This is a genomic window from Actinomadura meyerae (genome assembly GCF_900188445.1).
Taxonomy (GTDB): Bacteria; Actinomycetota; Actinomycetes; order Streptosporangiales; family Streptosporangiaceae; genus Spirillospora; species Spirillospora meyerae.
In genome coordinates this window covers 222,206-246,704 of record NZ_FZOR01000001.1, presented here as the reverse complement: position 1 = coordinate 246,704, position 24,499 = coordinate 222,206, and the positions used below count along the sequence as shown (strand labels likewise).

Here is a 24,499-nt window from a genome sequence, read left to right as displayed (position 1 = left end):
CGGCAGGGCCTTCAGGGGTCAACCCCAGGACCAACAACCCCAGCCACCACCACGGGTCGGGCGGCCGGAGGGCGCCCTAGCGCCCGGAGGCCGCACGACCCGTCGAGCCGGCCGACCGCAGCGACACGCCGCAAACCCGCACGGTCACAGAAACCCGCACCGTGGCGTGAGGATCGACCGGCTCGTGACGGGGGGTTCCAGGGGGGTCGCTCCCCCTGGGCTAGTCACGGTGATGACTCTCGCCCGGCCAGGCCTCGTCGGGCCAGGCGGGGACCTGTTCGGAGGCGTCGGGGTCGGTGCCGGGGACGATCTGCTCGCACCAGACGACCTTGCCGGCGGCGGTGCGGCGGCTGCCCCAGCGGTGCGCGAGCTGGCTGACGACGAGGAGGCCGCGGCCGTTCTCGTCGTCGTCTTCGGCGCGGCGCAGGCGGGGCAGGGCGGCGGACCGGTCCAGGACTTCGCAGACGAGCGTGCGTTCCATGAGGAGCCTGAGCTCGATGGGCCCGGGTGCGTAGCGGAGCGCGTTGGTGATGAGTTCGGAGGCGAGCAGCTCGGTGGTGTAGCTGAGGTCTTCCAGGCCCCATTCCTCGAGGCGCGAGCTGACGAGGCCGCGGGCGCGGCGGACGGCGGCGGGGTCGGCGGGGAGGATCCAGGAGGCGTAGCGGTCTTCGGGGAGGCGGCGCAGCCGGGCGATGAGGACGGCGATGTCGTCGCGGTGCTGGTCGGCGTAGACGCCGGCGAGGGTGGCCTTGGCGAGGTCCTCCATGGGGCGGTCGACGGAGTCGGGACCGAAGATGCGCTGGAGGCGGGCGAGGCCGTCGTCGATGTCGCGGCCGCGGTTCTCCACGAGGCCGTCGGTGTAGATGACGAAGAGGCTGCCGTCCTCGACGGTGAACTCGCGGCTCTCGATGGCGGCGCCGCCGGCGACGCCGAGCGGCGGGGCGGGCGGGACCTGGAGGTACTCGTTGTCGCCGGTGGGGCTCGCGAGGAGCGGCGGCAGGTGCCCGGCGGAGGCGATCTCGATGGTGCCGGTGGTGGCGTCGTAGACGGCGTACACGCAGGTGGCGAAGTGCGGTTCCTGCTCGCCGAGCTCGATCATCAGCTCGTGCATGACGTGCAGGGCGTCGGCGGGCGGCAGTTCGAGGTTGGCGAGCGTGTGCAGGGCGGTGCGCAGCCGGCCCATCGTGACGGCGGCGCGGACGCCGTGCCCGGCGACGTCGCCGACGATCAGCGCGACGCGGGCGCCGGGCAGCGCGATCGACTCGTACCAGTCGCCGCCGACCTCGACGAGCTTGCTGCCGGGCAGGTAGCGGTGCCGGACCTCGACGGAGGACGGCGCGGACAGCCGCAGCGGCAGCAGGCTGCGCTGCAGCGCGAGCGCGGTGGCGCGCTCGCGGCTGAACCGCCGGGCGTTGTCGATGACGATCGCGGCGCGGGCGGCGAACTCCATGCCGATCTCGACGTCGTAGGCGTCGAACTTGCGGAAGCCGGGGACGCGGGTGCAGGCGATGAAGCCGAGCAGGGTGTCGCGGGCGATCAGCGGCAGCAGCACCATCGACACGCCGGACAGCAGCTCGCCGGCGGGGCCGCGCCGCCACAGCTTGCCGATCTCGGTCGCCTCGTCCAGCGGGATGTGCGGCAGGTGGACGGGCCGGGCGGTCTCCATGACCTGGCGGTACGGGGTGCCCTCGGGGAAGACGAGCACCTCGCCGACGGGGAACGTGGACGTCCAGGCGGGGTTGCCGTCGTCGGAGGTGACGGCGATGCGGCGCAGCACGGCCGAGCCGGACTCGCTGTGCACCTCGTCGGAGGCGACCAGGCTCTCCAGCACGAGGACGGACGCGGCGTTGCAGTAGTGCGGGACGACGACGTCGACGAGGCCGCGCGCGGACTGGTCGAGGTCGAGGGAGGCGCCGAACCGGGTGAGCTGGTCGTCCATCAGCGCGCGGCGCATGAGGGCCGGGTCCTGGTAGCGCTCGCTGGGCGGCAGCTCCACCCGGACGAACAGCAGCGCGGCGGGCCCGGCGTCCTGGGCGCCGCCGACGAGCGGCTGGACGGTGATGAGGGCGGAGGTCCCCTGGTCGCCGCGCTGCACGGTCATCACGCCGTTGCGCTCCTGGTCGCCGACCTCCAGGAGGGTCTCCAGCTCGGCCTTGGCCTCCTCGCCCACCAGGTCGGTGGCGGGGCGGCCGATCAGCTCCTCGGGGGCCCGGCCGAGGACGGCCCTGGCGTTCGGCCCGCACTGGACGATCCGCCTGGCTCCGTCGATGCCCAGGACGAGGGTCCTGGACGCGGAATCGGTGGCGGGCGCATCGCCTCGCGGCGCCATGACGGATCTCACCTGACGCGCTCCAGACAGCCGGTCGTCTTAGCACTACCCAGCGACAGTATGGGGCATGACGCCGCCGCAAGGGAGAAGATCACGCCTACCGTGCCGAAATCGCTTCGCATCCGCCCCCGCCGCGTCATCGCGGGACCGCCCCGATGCCCCGCATGAGGGTGTCGACGACGGCCTCGGCGCGGCCCTCGGGGAAGGTCTCCCCGGGCCGCCGCCCGGCGAGGGTGCCGAGCAGCATGGACATGGCCGCCTCGACGTCGAGGTCGGCGCGCAGCTCGCCGGTCTCGACGCCGCGCCGCAGCACCCGGCGGACGACGTCGCGGCGCGGCTCGATGATGTCGCGGCGGTAGCGGGCGTACAGCTCGGGGTACTTCTCGGCGCCGCCCATGACGTTCCAGAAGACCCGCAGGTAGCGGCGGCCGCGCTCGGCGGCCATCGCCCGCGCGATCTCGGTGAGGTCGGCGCGGGCGGAGGCGCCGGACGGCTCGGGCAGCGGCGCCTTGGCCGCCCCGAGGGCGTCCAGGATGAGCGCGTCCTTGCCGGGCCAGCGCCGGTAGATGGTCGTCTTGCCGACGCCGGCCCGCGCGGCGACCGCCTCCACCGAGACGCCGTCGACGCCGGACTCCTCGGCGAGGAGGTCGAGGACCGCCTCGATGATGGCCTTCTCGGCACGCTCGCTGCGGGGTCGCCCGCCGTGCCGCCGCTCTGTCCCGGTCATGGCGCGTTCACGCTCTCACATCCGCGCCCTCACGCGGCGGCCTTCTCCGGTTCGCGCGGCGCGCCGGCCGGCTCGGCGGAGGCGGCGGGGCGCCCCGGCATCCACTTGGCGACGACGAGCGCGCCGAGCAGCGCGATGACGGCGGCGACCACGGAGGCGGTGTGCATGGCGTTGACGAAGGCCGCGTCGGCGTGCCCGGCGAGCTGCCGCCCGGCGTCGCCCATGCGGGCGGCGACGGCGTGCGCGCCCTCGATGGACTCGCCGGCCGCCTCCCGCGCGCCCGGGGGCAGCGCGGCGAGGTCGCCGTCCAGGTCGCGGCGGTAGACGGACGCGACGACGGAGCCGAGCACGGCGACGCCCATCGCGACGGCGACCTGCCGGGCGGTGTTGTTGATGGCCGATCCGGCGCCGGCCTTCTCGCGCGGCAGCGCGGACATGACCGACTCGGTGGCGGGCGGCATGACGTTGGCCATCCCGGCGCCCTGCACGAAGAAGATCGCGCCGAGGATCCACATCGGGGTCCCGGTGCCGATGAACTGGTAGCTCGCCAGGGCGGCGGCGACGAGCAGCAGGCCGGTGGTGCAGACGGCCTTGGCGCCGAAGCGGTGGACCATCGCGGCGCTGCGCGGCGCGAACGCGAGCTGGGCGATCGCGAACGGCAGCACCATCAGGCCGGACTCCAGCGGGGTCAGGCCGCGCACCGACTGCATGTAGAAGTTGGCGAAGAAGAACACGCCGGTCGCGGCGAAGAAGCACAGCGCGATGGACGCGACGGCCGCCGACATGCGCGGGTCGCGGAACAGCCGGACGTCGAACGCCGGGGACGCGGTGCGGGCCTCGTGCGCGACGAACAGCGCGATGACGGCGGCGCCGGCGAGGATCGGGCCGAGCACCGGGAGCGCGAGCCAGTCGCCCTTCTCGCCGCCCTCGATGATGCCGTACGACAGGACGACGAGGCCGATGACCGACAGCAGGACGCCGAGCGGGTCGAGCCGTCCGGGCTCGGGGTTGCGGGACTCCGGCACGAGGAAGGCCATCAGCGCGACGCCGGCCGCGATGACCGGGACGTTGATGAGGAAGACCGAGCCCCACCAGAAGTGGGCGAGCAGCAGCCCGCCGGTGAGCGGGCCGATCGCGACGCCGAGGCCGACGGCGCCGGCCCAGATGCCGATCGCGCGGGCGCGCTCGTGCGGCTCGAAGACGTTGGTGATGATCGACAGCGTCTGCGGCATCACGGCGGCGCCGCCGAGCCCCATCAGCGCGCGGGCGTAGATGAGCTGGTCGGGCGACTGCGCGTAGGCCGACAGCAGGGAGGCGAGGGCGAACACCGCCATGCCGCCGATGAGCACGCGCTTGCGCCCGATCCGGTCGCCGACCACCCCGAAGGTGAACAGCAGGCCGGCGAAGACGAGCGTGTAGGAGTTGATCGACCACTCGAGCTGGCTCTGCGTGGCGCCGAGCCCCTTCTCCGGGTCGGCGATGGTCTTGAGCGCGACGTTGAGGATCGTGTTGTCGAGCACGACCACCAGCAGGCTCATGGTGAGGACGCCGAGGATGTACCACCGGCGCCGCTGAATCGTCTGGAGGTCCATGCCGATACGCAACGGTAGCGTTTCGTAACCTATTCCCGGTCTGTCCGGATTGGGGGAATCCAAGGGGTACCCGAATCGTTTTCCAAGTGGCACGATCGGTTCCGTCTGGGTACGCCACCGTGGCGCCTCAAGACCGGAGGTTCACGCATGTCTTCTTCTGTCGCACCCCCCGCGCAGCCCCCCGCCCTCTACGGCGGCACCAGCACCCGGCGGGTGACCGTACGCGACATCGCCGCCGCCAAGGAGCGGCACGAGAAGTGGCCGATGCTCACCGCGTACGACGCGCAGACCGCGCGGGTCTTCGACGAGGCCGGCATCCCCGTGCTGCTCGTCGGCGACTCCGCCGCGATGGTCGTGTACGGCTACGACTCCACCATCCCCGTCACCGTGGACGAGCTGATCCCGCTGACCGCGGCCGTCGTGCGCGGCTCCAAGCGCGCCATGGTCGTCGCCGACCTGCCGTTCGGCTCGTACCAGACGGGCGTCGGCGAGGCGCTGACCACCGCCACCCGCTTCATGAAGGAGGCGGGCGCGCACGCGATCAAGCTGGAGGGCGGCCGCCGGGTCATCCCGCAGGTCGAGGCGCTCGTCTCCGCCGGCATCCCGGTCATGGGCCACCTCGGCCTCACCCCGCAGTCGGTCAACGTCTTCGGCGGCTACCGGGTGCAGGGCCGCGGCCAGGACGGCGACGAGCTGATGGCGGACGCGAAGGCCCTGGAGGCCGCGGGCGCGTTCGCGCTCGTCCTCGAATGCGTCCCCGCCGAGCTCGCCTCCCGCGTCACCTCGTCGCTGTCCATCCCGACGATCGGCATCGGCGGCGGCAGCGGCACCGACGCGCAGGTGCTCGTCTGGCAGGACATGGCGGGCCTCACCCCGCACACCGCCAAGTTCGTCAAGAAGTTCGCCGACCTGAACACGCTGCTCGGCGAGGCCGCCCGCGGCTACGCCGAGGAGGTCGTCGGCGGCGTCTTCCCGGCCGCCGAGCACACCTACCGGTAACCGTCCCGCGAAGGCCCGGTCGCGCCCTACTCGTCGGGGTCCGACCGGGCCGCGCGGACCCGCGCCGCACCGCCTCCGGGCAGGCGGGCCTCGCCTTCCCGGGGCGCCGGGACGGGCGGCGCCTGCGCGCCGTCGGCCGTGATCTCGTCGCGGAGCGTCTCCACGGCCGAGCGCAGGACGTCGGGCCCGGCCACGTTCATCAGCAGCAGCCCCAGGTTGAGGGCCATCTGCCCGTCGGTCATCTCGCTGCCCGCGAGGGCGTCCACGGCGGTGCGCAGGTCGGCCTGGTCCTCGGCGGAGACGTTCTGCAGCAGCCCCAGGCAGTAGGTCGGCAGCGCCAGCCGCGACTTCGCGAACGAGACGCCGCGCATGATCTCGCCCGCCTCGTGCGCGCGGGTCTTGGCCTGCATGCGGTCGACGCCCCGGTCGGCGGCGGCGAGCAGGGAGGTCAGCAGCGTGCTCGGGCCGACCGCGACGTCCTCGTCCCCGACCCGGACGGTGAACACCGCGCTGCGGAACACCATCATCGAGCCGAGGCTCGCGACCAGCACCTGCGTCGCGTCGGCGATCTGCGGCGACTGCACGCCGAACCGCCAGCCGAAGGTGTGCAGGAGCAGCAGCGACCCGGCGCCCGCTCCCCCGTTGATCAGCACGTACGCCCAGGTGGACGGCACCCGGACGAGCGTGGTGGGCCGGTCCCGGTAGCGGCTGACCAGCTCGGCGATGCCGACCAGGCAGCTCAGCGAGACGGCGACGGCGTACCCGAGCACCGGCTCAGTCCCCGGTCAGCCGGACGACCTCGTCGATCTCGCGCTCGACGGCGACCAGGCCGCGCTCGCGCAGCGCGTCGACGGCGTCCGCGACCTCCAGCAGGCCGAGCCGGGTCGCGTGGTGGAGCTGCTCCAGCGACTGCGGCGCCCCGGTCGCCCTCAGGTGGGCCAGCACGCGCCGGCACGCGTCCTCGGGCACGGGCCCGGACCCGGCGCCGGCGCCGGCGGGCGGACCGGGCTCGGCGGCGGGCGCCGCACCGGGCTCCCCGCGCGCCCCCGTGCCGCGCCTGGGAGGGGCCAGAAAGGCGCTCCACGGATCTGCCGACCGGATCTCTCGCATGTCCACCTGCCTGTCGCCACCCCGATGATATGTCAGTGTTCGGACGCAGCGGAGGCGCCGTCCGCTCCCTCCCCGGGGGCGGGACGGGCGCGCGGGCGCCCCGACGAGCGCACGAAGATCAGCCGGTCGCCGGCCTCCAGCGGCGTGCACTCCGGGTGGTCGTACGGCAGCGTCCGGCCCTCCCGGACGACCGCGAGCACCGGCTCGCGCACCGCCGCGAGCGACTCGCCCGCCTCGTCCGGCCGCACCTCCCGGGACACCAGGTCGAGGCCGCTGCCCTGGTCGAGGAGGTCCTCGATGACCGCGCTGACCGCGGGCTGGCTGGTGGACATCCCGAGCAGCCGCCCCGCCGCCTCCGACGACGTCACCACCCGGTCGGCGCCCGACTGCCGCAGCAGCGGGACGTTCTCCGACTCGCGCACCGACGCCTGGATCCCGGCGTGCGGGTTGAGCTGCCGCGCGGTCAGGGTGATCAGCACCGCGGTGTCGTCGCGGGCGCTCGCCACCACGATCTCCCGGGCCCGCTGCACCCCCGCCTGCTTCAGCACCGAGTTGCGGGTCGCGTCCCCGACGATGCTCACGAACCCGGCCTCGGCCGCCTCCGCGACCACGCGCGGGTCGGGGTCGACGACGACGATCGACTTGCGTTCGACGCCCGTGCTCAGCAGGGTCTTGATGGCGCTGCGGCCCTTCGTGCCGTAGCCGGCCACCACGATGTGGTCGCGCACGCGTGCCCTCCAGCGTGACTTGCGCCAGTCCTCGCGGGTGCGTTCCGCGAGGACCTCCAGGGTGGTGCCCACGAGGACGATGAGGAAGAGCACCCGCACGGGCGTGATGAAGAGGATGTTGACCAGCCGGGCCGCGTCACCCACCGGGGTGATGTCGCCGTAGCCGGTGGTCGAGACGGTCACCGTGGCGTAGTAGAACGCGTCCAGCAGGGACAGCTCCCCGTCCCCGGTGTCGCGGTAGCCGCCGCGGTCGGCGTACACGGCGACGACCACGGCGAACAGCAGCAGCAACGCGATCCCGACCCGCGTGGCCACCGCGCGCAGCGGCCCCACCGTGGCCGAGGGCAGCAGGACCAGTGGTCGCCGCGCCGCCTCCGGATCGTTCAAACTCGGCACCGCACCGAGCTTAACGATCGTTCAGCCCCGGCGGGGACGCTTGATCGGACGCCCGCGGTTCGGCGGCGCGCTAGACGTCGGTGATCCGCAGCCCCGCGTGGGCCTTGTAGCGGCGGTTCATGGAGATGAGGTTGGCGGTGAACGCCTCGACCTGGTGGGCGTTGTGCAGCCGGCCGCCGTAGACGCCGCGCATGCCGGGGATCCGGCCCGCGAGGGCCTGGACGGTGTCGGTGGCCTCGCGGTCGTTGCCGAGGACGAGGACGTCCAGCTCCATCTCGTCCACGCCGGGGTCGAGCAGCAGCTTGGCGGAGACGTGGTGGAAGGCGGCGACCACGCGGCTGTCCGGCAGCACGGCGGCGGCCTGCTCGGCGGCGCTGCCCTCCTCGACCGGCAGCGCGAACGCGCCCTTGCCCTTCTCGAAGCCGAGCGGGTTCACGCAGTCGACGACGACCTTCCCGGCCAGCTCCTCGCGCAGCGACTCCAGCGTGGCCTTGTGGCCGTCCCACGGGACGGCGACGACCACGATGTCCGACCGCCCGGCCGCGACCGGGTTCTCCGCGCCGGAGATCCGCAGGGCGGCGTCCTCGGCGGCCAGCTCGTCGGCGGCGGCCTGGGCGCGCTCGGCCCGGCGGGACCCGATCGTCACCTCGTGCCCGGCGAGCGCGAACCGGCGGGCGAGGCCCTTGCCCTGGTCGCCGGTGCCGCCGAGGATGCCGATCGACAGGCCGCCGACGTCGGGAAGGTCGTAAGGCGTCTTCTGCTGCTGCTCAGTCATGCGGCCGAGTCTGCCAAACCGCCTCCGGCACGCCGCGGCCAGGGCTCCCGGCTCGCGGAAAACCTCCTGATCAGGGCGCCGGGTGCGGCACCATGGTGCCCGTGGACGCCGAGCAGATCACCATGTTGCGCGAGGTCCTGTCGACCACGGGCTGGCTGGAGCGGACCGAGGAGTTCGGCCGGGCGCTGCGGGTCACCTCCCGCACGCCGGGCGGGCTGCTGCTGGTCGGCACGCCCGCCGGCGACCCGTGGCACCTGGCCGCGCACCTGGACGACGAGAGCCGGCTCGGCGGGGTCCCCGGCCTGGCGCCGACGCTGGTCCGCTGGACGCCGCCCGCGGACGCGCCGCCGCACCTGCGGGTCGGCCTGGAGCGGCTGGAGGCGGCCCGGCGCGGCGAGACGCTGTTCGTCGTCGCCGAGGACGAGGCGCCCGTCCCGCTGCTGGAGCGGGTCGACGACGCCCGCCGCACCGGCGCGACCGTGCTGGCGCTGGAGAGCGGCGACCGAGAGCTGCGGGGCCTCGCGCACGAGGCGCTGACCGTCCCGCCGGACGAGGCGCTGATGTCGTTCGACGGGGCGCAGCACCTCGTCAGCGCCGCCGCCGGGCGGGAGCCGGCGCGGACGCCCCGGGGGCTCCGCGGCCGGCTCGCCAGGCTCCTCGACGCGGTCTCCGGGCCCGTGGTGGAGTGACCGTGGTGGAGTGACCGTCGTCGAGTGACCGTCGTGGAGTGACGCGCGAGGGGCGGTCAGTCGTCGGACTCCCGGCGGCGCCAGGACTCGTTGCGCTCCCGGGCCAGCTCCAGGGCGTTCGCGGCCTCGCCCTCGGACGCGTACGGGCCCATCCGGTCCTTGCCGGGGCATCCGGGCCCGTGCTCGGGCCTCATGTGCTTCAGGCAAAACCACCAGTCACCGTCGTCGTCGGCCATCGGCGCTCCTCTCGCTCCGCGGGATTCGTTGCCCCGATCCCGCTGACTACACTCCATCACTATGACGACCCAGCTGCTCCGGCCCGGAAACGTTTCACCGATGCGGAAGGTCCCGTCGAGCATTCCGCGCCCGGAGTACGTGGGGAAGAAGCGGCCCCGGACCGGCGAGCCCGACGTCAAGACCCCCGAGGTCATCGAGCGGATGCGGGTGGCCGGGCGGATCGCGGCGCAGGCGCTGGCGGAGGTCGGCACGCACATCCGGCCGGGCGTCACCACCGACGAGCTCGACCGCATCGGGCACGAGTTCCTGCTCGACCACGGCGCCTACCCGTCGACGCTGGGCTACCGCGGGTTCCCGAAGTCGCTGTGCACCTCCATCAACGAGGTGATCTGCCACGGCATCCCGGACGACACGGTCCTGCGCGACGGCGACATCATCAACATCGACATCACCGCCTACATCGGCGGCGTGCACGGCGACACCGACGCGACGTTCCTGTGCGGCGACGTCGACGAGGAGTCGCGGCTGCTGGTGGAGCGCACCCGCGAGGCGACGATGCGCGGCATCCGCGCCGTCAAGCCGGGCCGGGCGCTGAACGTGATCGGGCGGGTCATCGAGTCGTACGCCAAGCGGTTCGGGTACGGGGTCGTCCGCGACTTCACCGGGCACGGGATCGGCACCACCTTCCACTCGGGCCTGGTCGTCCCGCACTACGACGACCCCGCCGCCACGACGGTCATCGAGCCCGGGATGACGTTCACCGTCGAGCCGATGCTGACGCTCGGCACCCACGACTACGACATCTGGCCGGACGGCTGGACGGTCGTGACCAAGGACCGCAAGCGCACGGCGCAGTTCGAGCACACGCTGCTGGTGACCGAGGACGGCCACGAAATCCTCACCCTTCCGTGATGGCCGCCCTGATCTAGAGTCCGATTCAGCGCCCCCAGCCGGCCGGGAGAATCTCTGGTGAACGCCCCAGCGCCGTACGAGCCGAGGGTCCCGTCCGACAGCATGCCTCCGGGGCGGGCGGCGCTGAGCGTGACGTGGGCGGCGCTGCCGTTCCTGACCCTCGGCTACGCCACGCCGTTCACGTTCGCGGCGGCGGCCCTGTGGCGGCGCAGCGCGCATCTGATGGTGTCCACGGCCGCCTACCTCGGGGTGTTCGCGCTCGCGATGTTCCTGCTCCCCGACATCGGCAAGGAAGAGGGCGCCGAGCGCCTGGTCGGCGTGCTGCTGTTCGTGCTCGCGGTGGTGGGCTGCGGCCACGCGTTCCTGATCCGGCGCCGGGTGTTCGACCCGCACGGGCTGTCGGCCGTCGACAACGACGCCGTCGTGGAGCAGGTGAAGCGCCGCCGGCTGCTGCGGGAGAAGGCGCGGGAGCTGGCCGCCGCCGACCCGGGCCTCGCCAAGGAGCTGCGGATCGGGCGGCCCGACCTGCCCCGGCGGTACAACGACGGCGGGCTCGTCGACGTCAACCACGCCCCGGCCGAGGCGCTGACGCTGCTGCCCGGCATCACGCCGGAGCTGGCGGCGCGGATCACGCGGGTGCGGGCGGAGGCCGGCGGGTTCATGTCCGCCGAGGAGCTGGCCGCCGTCGCGGGCCTGCCGGCCGACCTGACGGGCGATGTCGCCGACTACGCCGTCTTCATCCGCTGATCTCGGGTATGTCCCCGGCGTGACCCCGAAGAAAGACGAGGGCGGCGACCGGCTCGCGGAGTACCGGGGCAGGCGCGACCCGGGACGCACTCCGGAGCCCGTGCCGGAGGACGCGGCCGTGCCGCGCGGGAACGACGACACGTTCGTCGTCCAGGAGCACCACGCGACCAGCCTGCACTGGGACCTGCGGCTCGAACGCGACGGGGTGCTGGTGTCGTGGGCCGTCCCGAAGGGCCTGCCGTGGAGCCCGGAGACGAACCACCTCGCCGTGCACACCGAGGACCATCCGCTGGAGTACGCGTCGTTCGAGGGCGAGATCCCGCGCGGCGAGTACGGCGCCGGGACGATGACCGTCTGGGACCGCGGGACGTACGAGACCGAGAAGTGGTCCGAGCGCGAGGTGAAGATCGTCATCCACGGCTCGCGGGTGTCCGGCCGGTACGTGCTGTTCCGGACGCGCGGGAAGAACTGGATGATCCACCGGATGGACCCGCCGGCCGACCCGGAGGCCGAGCCGCTGCCGGAGTCGCTGCGCCCGATGCGCCCGGTGGAGCGGGCGCGGCTCCCCCGCGACCAGGACGCGTGGGGCTTCGAGTTCGGCTGGGGCGGCCGGCGGCTGGCCGCCTACGTCGAGGGCGGGCGGACCCGGTTCACCGACGGGCGGGGCCGCCCCGTGGACGGCCCCGGCGGGCTCGGCTCCCGGCTCGGCGCCGAGCTCGGCACCCGGCGCGCGGTGCTGGACGGGGAGCTGGCCGTCCTCGAAGGCCGCGAGATGTACATGCTCTACGACGTGCTTCATCTGGACGGGCGCCCGCTCCTGGACGTCCCGTACCGGGACCGGCGCGAGCGGCTCGACGGGCTCGGGCTGTCGGGGCCGAGGTGGCAGACGGCCCCCTGGTTCCCCGGCGACGGCGACGCCGTCGCGGCGGCGGCGCGCGAACAGGGCCTGCCGGGCGTGCTGGCGAAGCGCCTGGACTCCCCGTACGAGCCGGGCGAGGAGTCCGGCGCCTGGCGCTTCATCCCGGTCTGACCCCGCGCCCACCACGCCCCGAGGCGCGCCGGGCGGGCGTGGGATGAGCCGTGGGATGAGCCGTGGGATGAGCAGGGAACCGGAGACCCGTTCCCCGCATCAAAGGGACGTAACGCCCGCTTCGGCGCGTCGCCACTGAAAACGATCAGGTGCCGGTTAGAGTCCCGCCCTGAGTACGGGCGGTGGGGACGCTCTGGAAGGCGGGGAACGGCACATGATGGGCAAGACGCACGCCCTGAGCGGCGCGCTGGCGTGGCTGGCCGCCGTCCCGGTGCTCGGCTACGAGCGGCTGCTCGGCGACCACGCGGTGTCGCTGTCGCCCGAGCAGGTCGCCGCGGGCGCCGTGGTGTGCGCGGGCGCGGCCATCCTGCCCGACATCGACCACCACAACGGCCGCATCGCCAACACCTTCGGCCCGATCACCCACCACATGTGCAAGTGGATCGGGAAGCTCTCCGGCGGGCACCGGCAGGCCACCCACTCGATCCTGTTCGCGGTCGGCATGGGCTGGGCGATGGACACCCTCGCCACCCACTACCTCTACGCCTGGTGGGCCTGCCTCTTCATGATCGTCGGCCTGGGGCTGCGCGGCATCGGGCTGGACTTCGAGGGCAAGGAGCCGCAGTCGGCGCTGGCCGACTGCGCGCTCGCGCTCATCGCGGTCTGGCTCATGCACAAGATCGATATGAGCTTCGTCGGGTTCGCGGTCGCGCTCGGCTGCTTCGCGCACGTGGTCGGCGACTGCCTGACTCCGCGCGGCTGCCCGGTGTTCTGGCCGCTGCCGTGGCGGATCGACGTCCCGCTCGTGCCGCGGACGGACGGCAAGGTGGAGCGCTGGGTCGTGATGCCCGTGCTCACCCTCGGCATCGCGGTCCTCGCCGTCCGCTCGGTCCTCGGCGACGTCACGACCCAGTGGCTGACCCGGAACTGATCATTCGAGCAGGTCGGCGAAATCGTCGCAGGCCAGGCTCGTCCAGACGGTTCCGTCCAGCTTCGGCGTCGACGACAGGTTGACGCGGTCGATGCCCGGGACGGCCTGCGCGGTGCAGGCGATCTGGGCGAGCGCCGTCCGCGACCACCGCCGCGGGGTGTCCGGCCGCCCGGCGGGCCGGACGACCAGGATCGCGCGGCGGGTCACCGGGCCGTGCTCGTCGACGACCGAGTACGCCACGAGCCGCTCGCGGATCTCCGTGCGCAGCCCCATGTCGCGCTCGCGGGTCGTCGGCGGCACGCTCAGCTGGCCGATGCCGAGGTGGGGCTCCCCCGGCAGGCCGGGCCGCGTCACGGCCCGCAGCCTGCCGCCGTGGACGAGGTACACGGTGACCGTCGCGGGGTAGGCGGCGGCGCTCGGCGGCCCTCCCGCCCGGATGGTCCCGGTCGGCCTGATGCCGCAGCCGGCCAGGGCGGCGCAGGCCGCCAGCACCGCGAGCACGCGCGGCGGTCTCATGCGTCCTCCTCCTCCGCGCCGCCGGGCAGCCACAGCGTGAACACGGCGCCGCCGTCCGGCCCGTTCGCGGCGTCCAGCGTCCCGCCGTGCAGCACGGCGTTCTCCCTGGCGATCGAGAGGCCGAGGCCGCTGCCCTCGCTGCGCGAGCGCGCCGCCTCGGCCTTGGTGAACCGGTCGAAGACCACGGGGAGCAGGTCGTCGGGGAGGCCGGGGCCGCGGTCGGCCACCACGACCCGCACGCCGGCGCCGTCCTCCCCGCCCTCCTCCCCGCCGGTGCGCGCGAAGCGCAGCGTGACGGGCGGGCGCCCGTGCTTCAGGGCGTTCCCGGCGAGGTTGGCGACGATCACGTCGAAGCGCCGCGGATCCAGCCGGACGAACAGGTCCGCGGGCCCCTCGACCGCGACCTCGTCCCGCCAGCCGCGCGCCTCCAGGGTGGCGCCGACCGCGGTGGCCACGTGCACGTCGTCGAGGACGAGCGCGGCGGCCCCAGCGTCGAACCGGCTGATCTCGATCAGGTTCTCCACCAGCGCGCCGAGCCGCCGCGTCTCCGCCGCGACGAGCCGCGCCGCCTCGCCGCCGTCCGGCGCGTCCGCCGCCTCCTCGGCCAGCACACCGGTCATCGCGACCATGGAGGTGAGCGGGGTGCGCAGCTCGTGCGAGACGTCCGCGACGAACCGGCGCGAGGCGGCCTCCATGGCGCGCAGCTCGGTGACCGTCCGCTCCAGGGCGTCGGCGGTGCCGTTGAACGTGCGGGCGAGGCCGGCCAGCTCGTCGTGGCCGCGCACCTGGACCCGGGTACCCAGCTCGCCCGCGCCGAGCGCGCGGGCGGCGGCGCCGAGGCGGCGCACGGGGCCCAGCACGCCCCGCGTCGCCAGCAGCGCGAGCCCGAGCGCCGCCGCCAGCGCGGCGGCGTCCGCGATCAGCAGGACGCGGGTGAACAGCCGCAGGTCGGCGGCCTCCCGTTCCAGGCCGGCCGAGACGAACACCATCGGCGGTGTCGTCCGCGACGGCTCGTCCACGGTGGTCGTGTAACCGGTCGCGCGGGCGCCGACGAGCAGGTAGGGGCGTCCTCCGGTCGCCCGGTCCTTGACGACGACGCGCCGGAAGACCACGCCGTCCAGCGCCTGCCGGGCGAACTCCCGGGTCACCGGGACGTCCAGCGCGCCGGGCGGCGGGACGCCCACCTCCCCGGCGATCAGCGGCACCGGCACCGCGACCGCCTTGCGGCCCGGGGCGGCGCCGAGCGCATCCTCCAGGGCCGCGCCGACCAGCGGAGCCGCGTCGGGCGGCAGGCTGACCGGAACCTGCCGGGCGAGGGTGTCGCGGACGTCGGAGAGCACCGCGTCCTGCGCGCGCTGGAGCATCATCCGCCGCATCAGCACGTAGGAGATGCCGGACGCCAGCACCGACGCCAGCAGCGCGACCGCGGTGAACGCGGCGGCGAGCCGCCACCGCAGCCCGGTGAACCGGTGGCGGCGCGTCACGGCGCCGCGAACCGGTAGCCGAACCCCCGGACGGTCTCGATCAGCCGCGGCTCGGCGGGCTCGTCCTCGATCTTGGCGCGGACGCGCTGCACGCAGGCGTCCACGAGCCGGGAGTCGCCCGGGTAGGTGTGCTCCCACACCTCGGCGAGGAGGTGCTGGCGGGTGAGGGCCTGTCCGGGGCGGCGGGCGAGCTCCAGCAGGAGCCGCAGCTCCGTCGGGGTGAGGCGCAGGTCGGTGCCGCCCTTGGTCACCTTCAGCGACATCCGGTCGATGACCAGGTCGCCGTGGACGGACCGGTCGGTGCGGGTCTGGTCGGCGCGGCGCAGCACCGCGCGGATGCGCGCGTCCAGCACGCGCGGCTCGACCGGCTTCACCACGTAGTCGTCGGCGCCGGCCTCCAGGCCGAGGACGATGTCGAGGTCGTCGCCGCGCGCGGTCAGCAGGATCACCGGCAGCGAGTCCGCGCGGCGGATGCGGCGGCACACCTCGATCCCGTCGATGCCGGGGAGCATCACGTCCAGGATCGCGATCTCGGGGCGCCGCGACCGCAGCGCGGCCAGGCCGTCCTCGCCGGTGGCCCGGGAGGTGACGCCGTGCCCCTGGCGGGTCAGCGCCAGCTCCAGGGCCGTCCGTGCGGACGGATCGTCCTCGATGAACAGGATGCTCGCCACCGGCCCAGTATCGGGCACCGATGATCATTCGGTCGCCTGTGTCACAAGATCCGGACATCCCCGGCACCGGACCATGACGGACCGCCGCGACGGTGGGGCCCATGATCGTCACGACCGCCCGGCCAAGGCCGCCCGCCGCGGCCGCACCGCCCCCGCCCGCCCGCCGCCGTCCCCGGGCGCTGCCCTGGCTGCTCGCGGCGGGCGTGCTCGCCCAGGCGGCGGTCCGGATGTGGTTCGCCCGCGCCCGGACCGGGCCGGCCGCGAACCCCGACGAGACCGGCTATCTCGTCGCGGCCCGGTGGCTGGCCGGCGGGCCCGGCGCCGACCTGTCCGGCAACACGTTCTACCAGGGCGGATACGCGCTGCTGCTGGCGCCCGCCCACTGGCTGTCGCACGACCCGGCGACGGTCTACACGGCCGTCATGGCGATCAACGCGGTGGTCGGCGCGGCGCTCTTCCCGCTCGGGTACGCGGCCGCGCGGCGGTTCGGGCTCGGCCGCCGCGCCGCACTGCCGCTCGCGTTCGCGGCGGCGCTGCTGCCCGCCGGGACCTTCTTCGGCGCCTTCGCGCTCGCGGACGCCGTCCTGCCGGTGCTCGTTCTGGCCTGGCTGCTCGCGCTCGACCGCTTCGCCCGCGACGGCGGCGCGGGCGGTGCGGTGCTCGCGAGCCTGGCGGCGTCGGCCATGGCGGCCGTCCACTCGCGCGGGACGATCGTCCTGCTCGTCCACGTCCTGGCGCTGGCCGCCATCGCGGTGAGCGGGCGGCGGCGGCGCGGCGGCCTGGCCGGGGCCGCCGCTGCCGCCGCCGGGTACGCCCTCGGGGCGGCGCTGAACGCCCGGCTGGAGGCGGTGCTGTACCCCGGCGGAGTCCGCGATCTGGCGGGGACCCTGGAGACGCGGCTGACCACGGCCGCCGGGCAGGCATGGGCGCTGTCGGGGGCGGCCGGGCAGCTCTGGTACCTGGTCGTCTCCACCTGGGGGCTGGCCGGGGTGGGCCTCGCCGCCGTCGCGGCGGCGCTCGTGCGGCGGCGCGCCCCGGCGGCCGACCGGATCATGGCGGGCGTGCTGCTCGCCGCCACGTGCGGGATCGCCTACGCGTCGTCGGCCGCGCTGCCGGACGAGCACCGGGTCGGCAACTTCGCCTACGGCCGGTACCTGTCGTGCGTGGCCGTCGTCTACGCGCTGGCCGGGGCGGCGGCGCTGCTGCGCTCGGGCGCCCGCAGGGCCCTCCTGCTGGTGGCCGCGTCCGGCCTCCTCACCGCGGGGGCCGGGCTCTGCGTCACCGCCTACGCGGGAGAGCGGCTGAACACCCACGCGTTCATCGCGTTCGACTTCCCCGAGACCACGTTCCTCACCGGCGACCGGACCGCGCTGCATCCGGCGGAGGCGTCGCTCACCGCGCTCGGGCTGCTCTGCGGGCTCGCCGTCCTGTCCCGGCTGGGGCGGACGCCGCTGGCGGCCGCCGCCCTGGCCGGGACGAGCCTGGCCGCGCTGGCGTTCGCCATGGGGCCGTCCCCCGAGCGCGTCCGCCCCGCCCCGCCGCTCCCCGGCCCGCAGGCAGGCGGGGTCGCCGCGGACGCGTCGGTCCACTGGGCGGTCAGGACCAAGCTCATGTACCCGGTGTGGTGGACGCGCATCGGCCGGATCGACGTCCGCGACGGCCGGCCGCCCGCACCCGGCGTGTGCACGGTCGTGGTCTCCCCGCCGGACGGGACGCCCCCGGAGGCGTCATGGCCCCGGCATCCGGCGGGCTGGCGGCACCACGCCCGCGAGGACTGGTCGATCGGCTGGGTGATCTGGCACGACCCGTCGTGCCAGGCTCAGTAGCGGGTCACCAGGGCGATGCGCCCGTGGTCGACGAGGAAGCCGTCCGAGACGAACGTCACCTCGCCGCCGTACTCCAGCACCGTCTCGATGACGTCGTCCACGGCGTCGTCGACGACGTCGGCCCCCTTGAGAACGCCCGGCATGCCGTCCACCGGGACGAGCTCGCCGCGGGCCTTCACCGCGGGCGCGTAGTAGCCGCGCTCGACGACGAGGTGCTCGCCGCGGCCCTCCTCGGCGAGCGGGGTGACCTCGCACAGCCCGCCCGCGTAGCGCTGGATGCTGCGCGCGGCCTCCAGCTCCGCCAGCACGCCGACCTCGCGGAGGTCCTCGTAGGCGGCGAGCGCCGGGCGGGCCGCCTCGGCGAGCGCGCTCGGCGAGGCGCCCTCGAAGCTGCCGTCCACGCGGCCCGCCACCGTGATGTGCGGCCCGGCCACCTCGTCGAAGAACGCCTGGTGGCGGGTGACGCCGGCGACGATCAGCGGGCGGCGGTCGCGGGCGAGGACGCGGTCCAGGGCGGCCACCACGTCCCGCATGGCGCGGCGCTGCCGCTCGCCGTCCCCGCCCTGCGCGGCGCGCCGGGCCAGCCGCCCGGAGCCGGCCTCGTCGATCGGCTCCGGCTCGACCGGGAAGCCGCCGCCGGTACGCTCGGTCAGCTCCTCGCCCCGGCCGTCCCACAGCCGGGTCCGGTGGTCCGACAGCGACAGCAGCCAGTAGCTCGGGGTGCGGGTGCAGGCCGCGACGAGGTCGCGGGTGGCGAACCCGGTGTCGACGACGACCCGCTCGTCCACATGCTGGCCGATCGCGTAGGAGTGGTGCTCCCCGCCGGGCGCGGCGAACAGCACGAGCCCGTCGGAGGCGTGCCGCAGGTCGATCTCGTCCGCGGCGCGCTCCAGCCCCCGGAGGACGTGGTCGGCGGTCTCGGGCGTGACCCGGGCGTCGTCGTGCAGCCGCCGCCGGACCTCGGCCAGCAGGTTGCGCAGCCGGATCGGGTCCTGGCGGTTGTCCGGGACGGAGCGGTGCGTCGGCATCAGCACCGACACCGCCGGGTAGGCCCGCGGCTTGCGCAGCTCGGACAGGGTAACGGCGTCCATGATCCCCCGATCAGTCGGCCTTGTTCGCTTATGTCGCTTTTCTAGCTCCTGTCTCTTTTCTAGCTACCAGCAGGTAAACCAGGTGTAAGGGGCGGCCGATGCGACCGCCTAGACCCGCTCGATCACCGGGCCGAAGGCGTCCAGGAACGGCGCGTGCACCGTGGTGTAGGAGAAGCCGAACCGCTCGCGCCGCTCCCTGATCTGCTCCGCGAGCTGCTCGTGCGTCCCGAGCAGGAGGAACGGCGTGTCCAGGATCTCCTCGGCGGTCATGTACGGCATGCGCTCGGCGCGGATCCGCTCGGCCTCCGCGCGCCGGTCGGAGGTCACCTCCACGTGCTGGACGAGCACGTTCCACTCGATGGCGTCCGCCCGGTCGCCCGCGTGCTCGCGGACGAACCGGATCCGCTCCTCCGCCTCCGCCGCCGTGCCCAGCCGGAACGTCCCCGGCGGCTCCCCCGGCACCTGGTAGGCGCCCGCGATCCCGACGATGTCGGCGTACCGCGCCGCCGCCCGCAGCACCGTGTCGCCCGTGCCGCCGACGAGCAGCGGCGGCCCCGACCCGCCGAACCCGGCGCGCTGCACCGGCGCCAGCTCGGCCAGCCCGAAGTACTCGGCGACCGGCCGGTGCCGCTCGTAGCCGTCCCCGCCGAACAGCGCGCCCAGTTCCTCGATCGTGCGCACCATCCGCTCCGTGCGGGCGCCGAACCCCTCCCAGGGGATGCCCGCCGCGTCGAACTCCCACTTCATGTGCCCGGCGCCGAGGCCGAGCTCCACCCGCCCGCCGGTGAGCCGGTCGGCGGTGGCGACCTCGCGGGCGAGCAGGTGCGGGTTCCAGAACCCGGCGTTCAGCACGAGCGTGCCGACCCGCAGCCGCTCCGTCGCCGCCGCGGCGGCGACCATCGTGGGGAAGGGCGCCGGCGACCCGAGGTGGTCGGGCACCAGCGCGGTGTCGTAGCCGTACCGCTCGCCGCGCCGGCACCGCTCGGCGAACTCGTCGCGGGAGGGGATGTCGAAGAAGTTGAACCCGAACCGGAAGTCCCTCATGCGATCACTCTGCCAGCCGCCGCCCCGCCGGATCAGCCGGATCAGCCGGGCGTGATGAAGGACGTCTCGTAGGCGAGGATCACCGCCTGGGTGCGGTCGCGGGCCTGCAGCTTGGCGAGGACGTTGCCGACGTGCGTCTTCACCGTCTGCGGGCTGACGAACAGCTCCGCGGCGATCTCGGCGTTCGAGCGGCCCTTGGCCATCAGCCGCAGCACGTCCCCCTCCCGCTCGGTGAGCCGGTCGTGCCAGTCGGCCCCGCCCCCGCCGCCGGACGGGCCGTGGTGCGCCGCCAGCTCCCGGATCGCCGCCGGGAACAGCAGGCTGTCGCCGTGCGCGACCATCCGGACCGCCTGCAGGATCTCCTCCGGCCGGGTCCGCTTGAGCAGGAAGCCGTGCGCGCCCGCCTTCAGCGCGTCGTAGACGTACTCGTCGTTCTCGAACGTGGTGACCACGATGATCCGCGGCGGCTCCGGCACCGTCTCCAGCAGGTGGCGGGTCGCCTGGATGCCGTCGAGGCGCGGCATCCGCACGTCCATCAGCACCACGTCGGGACGCAGCCGCCGCACCGCGTCCGGCACCTCGGCGCCGTCGGCCGCCTCGCCGACCACGGCGAGGTCGTCCTCGGCGCCGATGATGGCGGCGAGGCCCGCCCGGATCAGCCGCTCGTCGTCGACCAGCAGCACCTTGACCGTCATGTCGCGGACCTTAGCGGCAGCGAGACCCGGAAGCGCCACGCGTCCCCGTCCGCCCCCGCGGCCATGTCGCCGCGCAGCACGGTGACGCGCTCGCGCACCCCGGCGAGGCCCCGGCCGCCGCCGGGGCGGGCGCCGTCGCTCCCGGCCGCCCCGAGCGGATTGCTCATCTCCACGTCCAGCCGCTCCCCGGCGATGCCGAGCCGCAGCCGCACCGGGACCTTCCCCGCGTGCCGCAGCGCGTTCGTCAGCCCCTCCTGGACGATCCGGTACGCCTCCCGCGACACCGCCGCCGGGACGTGCTCGACCGCCGGGTCCACCGCGGCGTCGAGCTCCACCCCCGCGATCCGGGTCTGCTCCAGCAGCCGGCCGAGGTCCTTCAGCGTGGCCTGCGGCGCGGCCGGGCGGGACGGGTCCTCGCGGAGCAGCCCGAGCACGTGGTCGAGGTCCTCCAGCGCGGCGCGGGCCGACTCCTCGATCGCGCCGAGCGCCTCCCTCGCGAACGCGGGGTCGCTGTCGAGGACCCGCCCGGCCGCGGCCGCCTGCAGGGTCACCACGCTCAGCGCGTGCCCGACCGAGTCGTGCAGCTCCCGGGCCAGCCGGTTGCGCTCGGCCAGCTTGACCGCCCTGGCCTCCATGCCGGCGAGCCGCTCGGCGGCGGACGGGCCGAGGAACCGCGGTGCCAGCCGGGACAGCAGCGCCCCGGACGCGACGATCAGCGCGAGCAGCGCGGCCAGCACGGCCGCGCCGAGCGGCGGCGCGGACCACTGGTTCCACGTACCGGCCCACCCCCACGCCTCCATGAGCCGGGTGTCCCAGGACACCATCGGCGCGAGCACCAGCACGATCGCGAACGGCGGCACCGCGAGGCTGAGCCCGCTGACCACCACGCCCGCGAACAGGTGCAGGGTGAACCAGGCCGCGGCCCGCACCCGGCTCTCCCACGAGGCCGCCGGCCCGGGGACGAGCGCGGCGGCCGGGCCCTTGAGCAACTCCCGGGCGAGCGAGCCCTCCAGCAGCCGCACCGTCGGCACGAGCCCGGTGACGAACGTCGCCGCCGCCGGCATCACCGCCAGCATGAGCACGAGCATCACGGCGGTGTCGCCGACCGGCAGCAGCGGCGTGAGGCTCATCGCCAGGAACCAGTACGGCATCAGCAGCGCGCCGCCCACCACCAGGTGGGACCAGCGCTGCCAGGTCGTCCGCTCGATCAGCGGCCGGAGCACGCGGAGCATGCCTCGATCCTGGCAGACGGGACGCCGCGGGCCCTCCCCCGCGGGAGGGAGAGGCGCGGGCCCGCGCTCGTGCTCAGGTCGTGCCCCGCCCCCCGGCGGCCCGGTCGCGCTCGGCCAGCTTGGCGAGCCGCGCGTTGTAGGCGGCGAGCTCGTCGTCCTCGGCGCGGCCGCCCGGCGCCGCGGCCCGGTCGGCCTTGCGGTCCATGCGGCGGGCCTGCCGCTGGTCGTCGGCGTACCACTGGAACGCCATCACGATCAGGACGATGAACGTCGGGATCTCCCCGAACGCCCACGCGATCGCGCCGCCGGTGTGCTGGTCGTGCAGGACCGTGGTGCCCCACGGCGGGGCGACCGCCCCGTACCAGCCGCGCGCCAGCGCCTGGCTCATGTTCATCAGCGCGATGCCGAAGAACGCGTGGAACGGCATCGTGACGAACAGCAGGATCAGCCGCGCCGGGTAGGGCAGCTTCTTCGGCGCCGGGTCGACGCCGAGCAGCACCCAGAAGAACAGCGACCCGGCCGCCAGGAAGTGCACCGTCATCGCGATGTGGCCGAGGTGGTTGCGCATCGCCGCCTCGAACAGCGGCGTGAAGTACAGCGCGAACGTGCTCACCACGAAGATCAGCGTCGCCACCGCGGGATGCGCGATCACCGCGAGGTAGCGGCTGTGCAGCAGCGCGGTCAGCCACTCGCGGGGGCCGCGGTCGCCGCGGATCTTGGCGGGCTTGAGGGCGCGTAGCGCCAGCGTCACCGGCGCGCCGACGACCAGGAAGATCGGCACCAGCATGTTCAGCACCATGTGCTGCGCCATGTGCACGCTGAACAGGATCGGCGCGTACTTGGCGACGCCGCTCTGGGTGACGGCGATGATGGTGACCAGGCCGAGGAACCAGGCGGCGGTGCGCCCCATCGGCCAGGAGTCGCCGCGCCGCCGCAGCCGGACGACGGCGGCCAGGTACAGCCCGCCGAGGACGGCCGCGAGGACGGCGAAGAACAGGTCGAGCTGCCACAGCGTCAGCAGCCGCACGGGGGTGACCTCCGGCGGCATGTCGTAGCCGAGCAGCGACTTGACCGCCGACTCCGGCTCCGCCGGCGCGGGCGGCGCGGTGCGCGCCAGCGCGACCGCGAGGCCCATCGTGGCGGCCATGACCGCCGCCTCCACGGAGCCGAACCGGGCGAACGCCCCCGGCCTGCCCGCGGCGAGCGCGGGCAGCGTCCGCTCCCGGTGCCACCAGCCGAACCAGCCGAGCACCCCGAACGCGACGATCTTCCCGAGGGCGAGCCGGCCGTAGTTCGTCGTCACCAGCTCGGCCGGGTCGGGCAGCCGGGCGATCACGTTGACCAGGCCGCTGGCCCCGACCGTGACGTAGCACCACAGCGCCATCCGGCTGAACCGCTCGGCCATGACCGGCAGCCGGTCGCGGCGCAGCAGCGCGTGCGCGCCGACGATCGCGAGGCCGCCGACCCACGGTGCGACCGCGGCGACGTGCAGCGCGACGCCGGTCGTCGCGACGGAGTGGTTGGCGGCCGAGGCCGAGTGCCCGGTCAGCGGCGCGGGCAGCAGCGCGATCCCGGCCATGGCGAGCAGCCCGAAGGCGGCCGCGGGCGTGGTGGTGGTGCGCGCCAGCAGCGCCACCACCACCGCCAGCAGCACCACGATCATCAGCGCGGTGCCCTGCGGCAGCGAGCCGACGTAGCTGCTCAGCTCGCTGCCGGTGAGGACCTCCCCGACCGGCTGGCCGAGCACGTCGGAGACGGTGAACACCAGGGTGGCCGCCGCGGCGGCGGCCCAGCCCGCGGCGATCCAGGACGCGGCGCGCAGGTAGCCGGCCGCGTCCGCGGACAGCCGGAGGGCGCCGCGCCCGCCCTCGGCCGGCAGGAACGCGGCGGCGGCCAGCACCGCGCCGACCGTCAGCGCGGACAGCAGGTCCATCGCGGCCCGCGACACCGGCAGCCCCCACCGGGTGAGGGCGCCGGCGTCGCCCAGGCCGGGAATGACCTTCTCGGTCACCGAGCCGCCGAGGACGAGGCCCGCGACCAGGGCCGCGGCGGCGGCCGCCGCCGCGGCCGCGCCGACCCGCGCGACGGCCAGGCTGCCCCTATTCACCGCCGGTCACTTCCCTGTCGCCGCCTCGTGCTTGCGCTTGGCGCGGTACACGATGCCCATCCCGGCGCCGATGCCGATCATGAGGCCGGCGACGATCAGCACCCACAGGACCGTCCCGGAGCCGGAGTCCTCCTCGGCGGCCTGGTCCTGGTCGAGCTTGAGCGGCTGCTCGTCGGTGGTGGCCGCGTCGCCCGTCTGCTGCTCGGCGCCGACCCCGCCGGCGGACGGCGCGGGCGCCGCGGCCTCGCCGCCCCCGGCGGTGAACGCCACGTCGTCGCCCTCGATCGGGTGCCCGTCCTCGCCGACGACCCGGTAGGCCACCGTGTAGGACCCGGCGGGCAGCGGCCCCGCCAGCTTCTGCGTCACCGTCGTCCCGGAGCGCTCGGCCGGACCCGACTGGTAGGTCTTGTCCGCGCCGTCCTTGACGATCACCTGCGCCGTGCGGATCTCGTCGCTGAAGACGAGCTTGACCTCGGTGACCGACTGCGCGGACTGGCCCTTGGCGGGCGTGCTGCTCACCAGGCGGGTGTGCGCCAGCGCGGGGGCCGCGGTCGCGGCGCCGAGGGCGAGGACGAGGGCGGCGACGGCGCCGAGGCGCCGCGCGGCCCGGTGGGGCGTGCGGATGTTCATG

The 24,499-nt window shown here is 74.6% G+C and carries 24 protein-coding genes; 7 read left to right on the top strand and 17 right to left on the bottom strand.

What is annotated here, in order from left to right:
* Window positions 1-220: 220 nt before the first annotated feature.
* The 3 genes from CHF16_RS01130 to CHF16_RS01120 all read right to left on the bottom strand — a co-directional run bounded on the left by CHF16_RS01130 (window position 221) and on the right by CHF16_RS01120 (window position 4,648).
* A complete protein-coding gene (locus CHF16_RS01130; protein ID WP_089323966.1) occupies window positions 221-2,329 on the bottom strand; it encodes a SpoIIE family protein phosphatase in 2,109 nt (702 codons plus the stop codon).
* A gap of 136 nt (window positions 2,330-2,465) precedes the next feature.
* Complete coding sequence (locus tag CHF16_RS01125) at window positions 2,466-3,056, bottom strand: TetR/AcrR family transcriptional regulator (RefSeq protein WP_089323965.1); 591 nt, start codon at window positions 3,054-3,056, stop codon at window positions 2,466-2,468.
* A gap of 29 nt (window positions 3,057-3,085) precedes the next feature.
* On the bottom strand, window positions 3,086-4,648 hold the full coding sequence (locus tag CHF16_RS01120; RefSeq protein ID WP_089323964.1) for an MFS transporter: 1,563 nt from the start codon (window positions 4,646-4,648) through the stop codon (window positions 3,086-3,088).
* 147 nt (window positions 4,649-4,795) lie between these two features.
* Between CHF16_RS01120 and panB the strand changes: the two genes are divergently transcribed.
* Window positions 4,796-5,647 carry a 3-methyl-2-oxobutanoate hydroxymethyltransferase gene (gene panB, locus CHF16_RS01115; protein ID WP_089323963.1) on the top strand — a complete coding sequence of 284 codons (852 nt, stop codon included), beginning with the start codon at window positions 4,796-4,798 and terminating at the stop codon, window positions 5,645-5,647.
* Between the two features lie 26 nt (window positions 5,648-5,673).
* Here panB and CHF16_RS01110 read toward each other — a convergent pair whose 3' ends face one another.
* The 4 genes from CHF16_RS01110 to npdG all read right to left on the bottom strand — a co-directional run bounded on the left by CHF16_RS01110 (window position 5,674) and on the right by npdG (window position 8,656).
* Entirely contained in the window at window positions 5,674-6,417 is a 744-nt protein-coding gene (locus tag CHF16_RS01110; protein ID WP_245868120.1) for a hypothetical protein, read from the bottom strand.
* A gap of 4 nt (window positions 6,418-6,421) precedes the next feature.
* Complete coding sequence (locus CHF16_RS01105) at window positions 6,422-6,757, bottom strand: hypothetical protein (protein WP_089323962.1); 336 nt, start codon at window positions 6,755-6,757, stop codon at window positions 6,422-6,424.
* Between the two features lie 32 nt (window positions 6,758-6,789).
* Entirely contained in the window at window positions 6,790-7,881 is a 1,092-nt protein-coding gene (locus CHF16_RS01100; protein WP_245868119.1) for a potassium channel family protein, read from the bottom strand.
* A gap of 70 nt (window positions 7,882-7,951) precedes the next feature.
* Entirely contained in the window at window positions 7,952-8,656 is a 705-nt protein-coding gene (gene npdG / locus CHF16_RS01095) for an NADPH-dependent F420 reductase (protein WP_089323960.1), read from the bottom strand.
* A gap of 92 nt (window positions 8,657-8,748) precedes the next feature.
* Between npdG and CHF16_RS01090 the strand changes: the two genes are divergently transcribed.
* Window positions 8,749-9,345, top strand: a complete 597-nt coding sequence (locus tag CHF16_RS01090; protein WP_089323959.1) for a hypothetical protein — start codon at window positions 8,749-8,751, stop codon at window positions 9,343-9,345.
* Between the two features lie 56 nt (window positions 9,346-9,401).
* Here the strand turns inward: CHF16_RS01090 and CHF16_RS01085 are convergent, their stop codons facing one another.
* Window positions 9,402-9,539, bottom strand: coding sequence for a hypothetical protein (locus CHF16_RS01085; protein WP_342750060.1), 138 nt, complete (start codon window positions 9,537-9,539; stop codon window positions 9,402-9,404).
* 103 nt (window positions 9,540-9,642) lie between these two features.
* Here CHF16_RS01085 and map point away from each other — a divergent pair, with 103 nt between their 5' ends.
* The 4 genes from map to CHF16_RS01065 all read left to right on the top strand — a co-directional run bounded on the left by map (window position 9,643) and on the right by CHF16_RS01065 (window position 13,202).
* A complete protein-coding gene (gene map, locus CHF16_RS01080) occupies window positions 9,643-10,494 on the top strand; it encodes a type I methionyl aminopeptidase (protein WP_089323957.1) in 852 nt (283 codons plus the stop codon).
* Window positions 10,495-10,551: 57 nt separating this feature from the next.
* Entirely contained in the window at window positions 10,552-11,241 is a 690-nt protein-coding gene (locus CHF16_RS01075; protein WP_089323956.1) for a ComEA family DNA-binding protein, read from the top strand.
* 19 nt (window positions 11,242-11,260) lie between these two features.
* Window positions 11,261-12,271: a DNA polymerase ligase N-terminal domain-containing protein gene (locus CHF16_RS01070; RefSeq protein ID WP_245868118.1), complete on the top strand. Its 1,011-nt coding sequence runs from the start codon at window positions 11,261-11,263 to the stop codon at window positions 12,269-12,271.
* A 214-nt stretch (window positions 12,272-12,485) separates the two neighbouring features.
* Window positions 12,486-13,202: a metal-dependent hydrolase gene (locus tag CHF16_RS01065; protein ID WP_179271339.1), complete on the top strand. Its 717-nt coding sequence runs from the start codon at window positions 12,486-12,488 to the stop codon at window positions 13,200-13,202.
* On the opposite strand, the gene CHF16_RS01060 is transcribed toward CHF16_RS01065, so the two are convergent.
* From CHF16_RS01060 to CHF16_RS01050, 3 genes are read right to left on the bottom strand one after another with little or no spacing between them, the layout of a single operon-like run.
* A complete protein-coding gene (locus tag CHF16_RS01060; protein WP_143227841.1) occupies window positions 13,203-13,718 on the bottom strand; it encodes a hypothetical protein in 516 nt (171 codons plus the stop codon).
* On the bottom strand, window positions 13,715-15,202 hold the full coding sequence (locus tag CHF16_RS01055; protein ID WP_089323953.1) for a sensor histidine kinase: 1,488 nt from the start codon (window positions 15,200-15,202) through the stop codon (window positions 13,715-13,717). Before CHF16_RS01055 ends, CHF16_RS01060 begins: the two co-directional genes overlap by 4 nt.
* A complete protein-coding gene (locus tag CHF16_RS01050) occupies window positions 15,199-15,873 on the bottom strand; it encodes a response regulator transcription factor (RefSeq protein WP_179271338.1) in 675 nt (224 codons plus the stop codon). The genes CHF16_RS01055 and CHF16_RS01050 overlap by 4 nt, the downstream gene beginning before the upstream one ends.
* A gap of 101 nt (window positions 15,874-15,974) precedes the next feature.
* Between CHF16_RS01050 and CHF16_RS01045 the strand changes: the two genes are divergently transcribed.
* Window positions 15,975-17,699 carry a hypothetical protein gene (locus tag CHF16_RS01045; protein ID WP_089323951.1) on the top strand — a complete coding sequence of 575 codons (1,725 nt, stop codon included), beginning with the start codon at window positions 15,975-15,977 and terminating at the stop codon, window positions 17,697-17,699.
* Here CHF16_RS01045 and CHF16_RS01040 read toward each other — a convergent pair.
* The 6 genes from CHF16_RS01040 to CHF16_RS01015 all read right to left on the bottom strand — a co-directional run bounded on the left by CHF16_RS01040 (window position 17,693) and on the right by CHF16_RS01015 (window position 24,498).
* Window positions 17,693-18,790 (bottom strand): baeRF3 domain-containing protein, encoded by a 1,098-nt coding sequence (locus CHF16_RS01040; RefSeq protein WP_089323950.1) that lies wholly within the window; start codon window positions 18,788-18,790, stop codon window positions 17,693-17,695. The genes CHF16_RS01045 and CHF16_RS01040 overlap by 7 nt on opposite strands.
* Window positions 18,791-18,898: 108 nt before the next feature.
* Window positions 18,899-19,834: an LLM class F420-dependent oxidoreductase gene (locus CHF16_RS01035; protein ID WP_089323949.1), complete on the bottom strand. Its 936-nt coding sequence runs from the start codon at window positions 19,832-19,834 to the stop codon at window positions 18,899-18,901.
* 41 nt (window positions 19,835-19,875) lie between these two features.
* Window positions 19,876-20,529 carry a response regulator transcription factor gene (locus CHF16_RS01030; protein ID WP_089323948.1) on the bottom strand — a complete coding sequence of 218 codons (654 nt, stop codon included), beginning with the start codon at window positions 20,527-20,529 and terminating at the stop codon, window positions 19,876-19,878.
* Window positions 20,526-21,761, bottom strand: coding sequence for a sensor histidine kinase (locus CHF16_RS01025; RefSeq protein ID WP_089323947.1), 1,236 nt, complete (start codon window positions 21,759-21,761; stop codon window positions 20,526-20,528). Before CHF16_RS01025 ends, CHF16_RS01030 begins: the two co-directional genes overlap by 4 nt.
* A 73-nt stretch (window positions 21,762-21,834) precedes the next feature.
* Entirely contained in the window at window positions 21,835-23,868 is a 2,034-nt protein-coding gene (locus tag CHF16_RS01020; protein ID WP_089323946.1) for a bifunctional copper resistance protein CopD/cytochrome c oxidase assembly protein, read from the bottom strand.
* 6 nt (window positions 23,869-23,874) lie between these two features.
* Complete coding sequence (locus CHF16_RS01015) at window positions 23,875-24,498, bottom strand: copper resistance CopC family protein (RefSeq protein ID WP_089323945.1); 624 nt, start codon at window positions 24,496-24,498, stop codon at window positions 23,875-23,877.
* Between the last annotated feature and the right edge of the window lies 1 nt (window position 24,499).

Bases quoted from the DNA above. Each gene is read 5' to 3' on its own strand.
- CHF16_RS01130 (WP_089323966.1), bottom strand. From the start codon at position 2,329: ATGGCGCCGCGAGGCGATGCGCCCGCCACCGATTCCGCGTCCAGGACC.
- CHF16_RS01125 (WP_089323965.1), bottom strand. From the start codon at position 3,056: ATGACCGGGACAGAGCGGCGGCACGGCGGGCGACCCCGCAGCGAGCGT.
- CHF16_RS01120 (WP_089323964.1), bottom strand. From the start codon at position 4,648: ATGGACCTCCAGACGATTCAGCGGCGCCGGTGGTACATCCTCGGCGTC.
- panB (WP_089323963.1), top strand. From the start codon at position 4,796: ATGTCTTCTTCTGTCGCACCCCCCGCGCAGCCCCCCGCCCTCTACGGC.
- CHF16_RS01105 (WP_089323962.1), bottom strand. From the start codon at position 6,757: ATGCGAGAGATCCGGTCGGCAGATCCGTGGAGCGCCTTTCTGGCCCCT.
- npdG (WP_089323960.1), bottom strand. From the start codon at position 8,656: ATGACTGAGCAGCAGCAGAAGACGCCTTACGACCTTCCCGACGTCGGC.
- CHF16_RS01090 (WP_089323959.1), top strand. From the start codon at position 8,749: ATGGTGCCCGTGGACGCCGAGCAGATCACCATGTTGCGCGAGGTCCTG.
- CHF16_RS01085 (WP_342750060.1), bottom strand. From the start codon at position 9,539: ATGAGGCCCGAGCACGGGCCCGGATGCCCCGGCAAGGACCGGATGGGC.
- map (WP_089323957.1), top strand. From the start codon at position 9,643: ATGACGACCCAGCTGCTCCGGCCCGGAAACGTTTCACCGATGCGGAAG.
- CHF16_RS01065 (WP_179271339.1), top strand. From the start codon at position 12,486: ATGATGGGCAAGACGCACGCCCTGAGCGGCGCGCTGGCGTGGCTGGCC.
- CHF16_RS01060 (WP_143227841.1), bottom strand. From the start codon at position 13,718: ATGAGACCGCCGCGCGTGCTCGCGGTGCTGGCGGCCTGCGCCGCCCTG.
- CHF16_RS01045 (WP_089323951.1), top strand. From the start codon at position 15,975: ATGATCGTCACGACCGCCCGGCCAAGGCCGCCCGCCGCGGCCGCACCG.
- CHF16_RS01040 (WP_089323950.1), bottom strand. From the start codon at position 18,790: ATGGACGCCGTTACCCTGTCCGAGCTGCGCAAGCCGCGGGCCTACCCG.
- CHF16_RS01035 (WP_089323949.1), bottom strand. From the start codon at position 19,834: ATGAGGGACTTCCGGTTCGGGTTCAACTTCTTCGACATCCCCTCCCGC.
- CHF16_RS01030 (WP_089323948.1), bottom strand. From the start codon at position 20,529: ATGACGGTCAAGGTGCTGCTGGTCGACGACGAGCGGCTGATCCGGGCG.
- CHF16_RS01025 (WP_089323947.1), bottom strand. From the start codon at position 21,761: ATGCTCCGCGTGCTCCGGCCGCTGATCGAGCGGACGACCTGGCAGCGC.
- CHF16_RS01015 (WP_089323945.1), bottom strand. From the start codon at position 24,498: ATGAACATCCGCACGCCCCACCGGGCCGCGCGGCGCCTCGGCGCCGTC.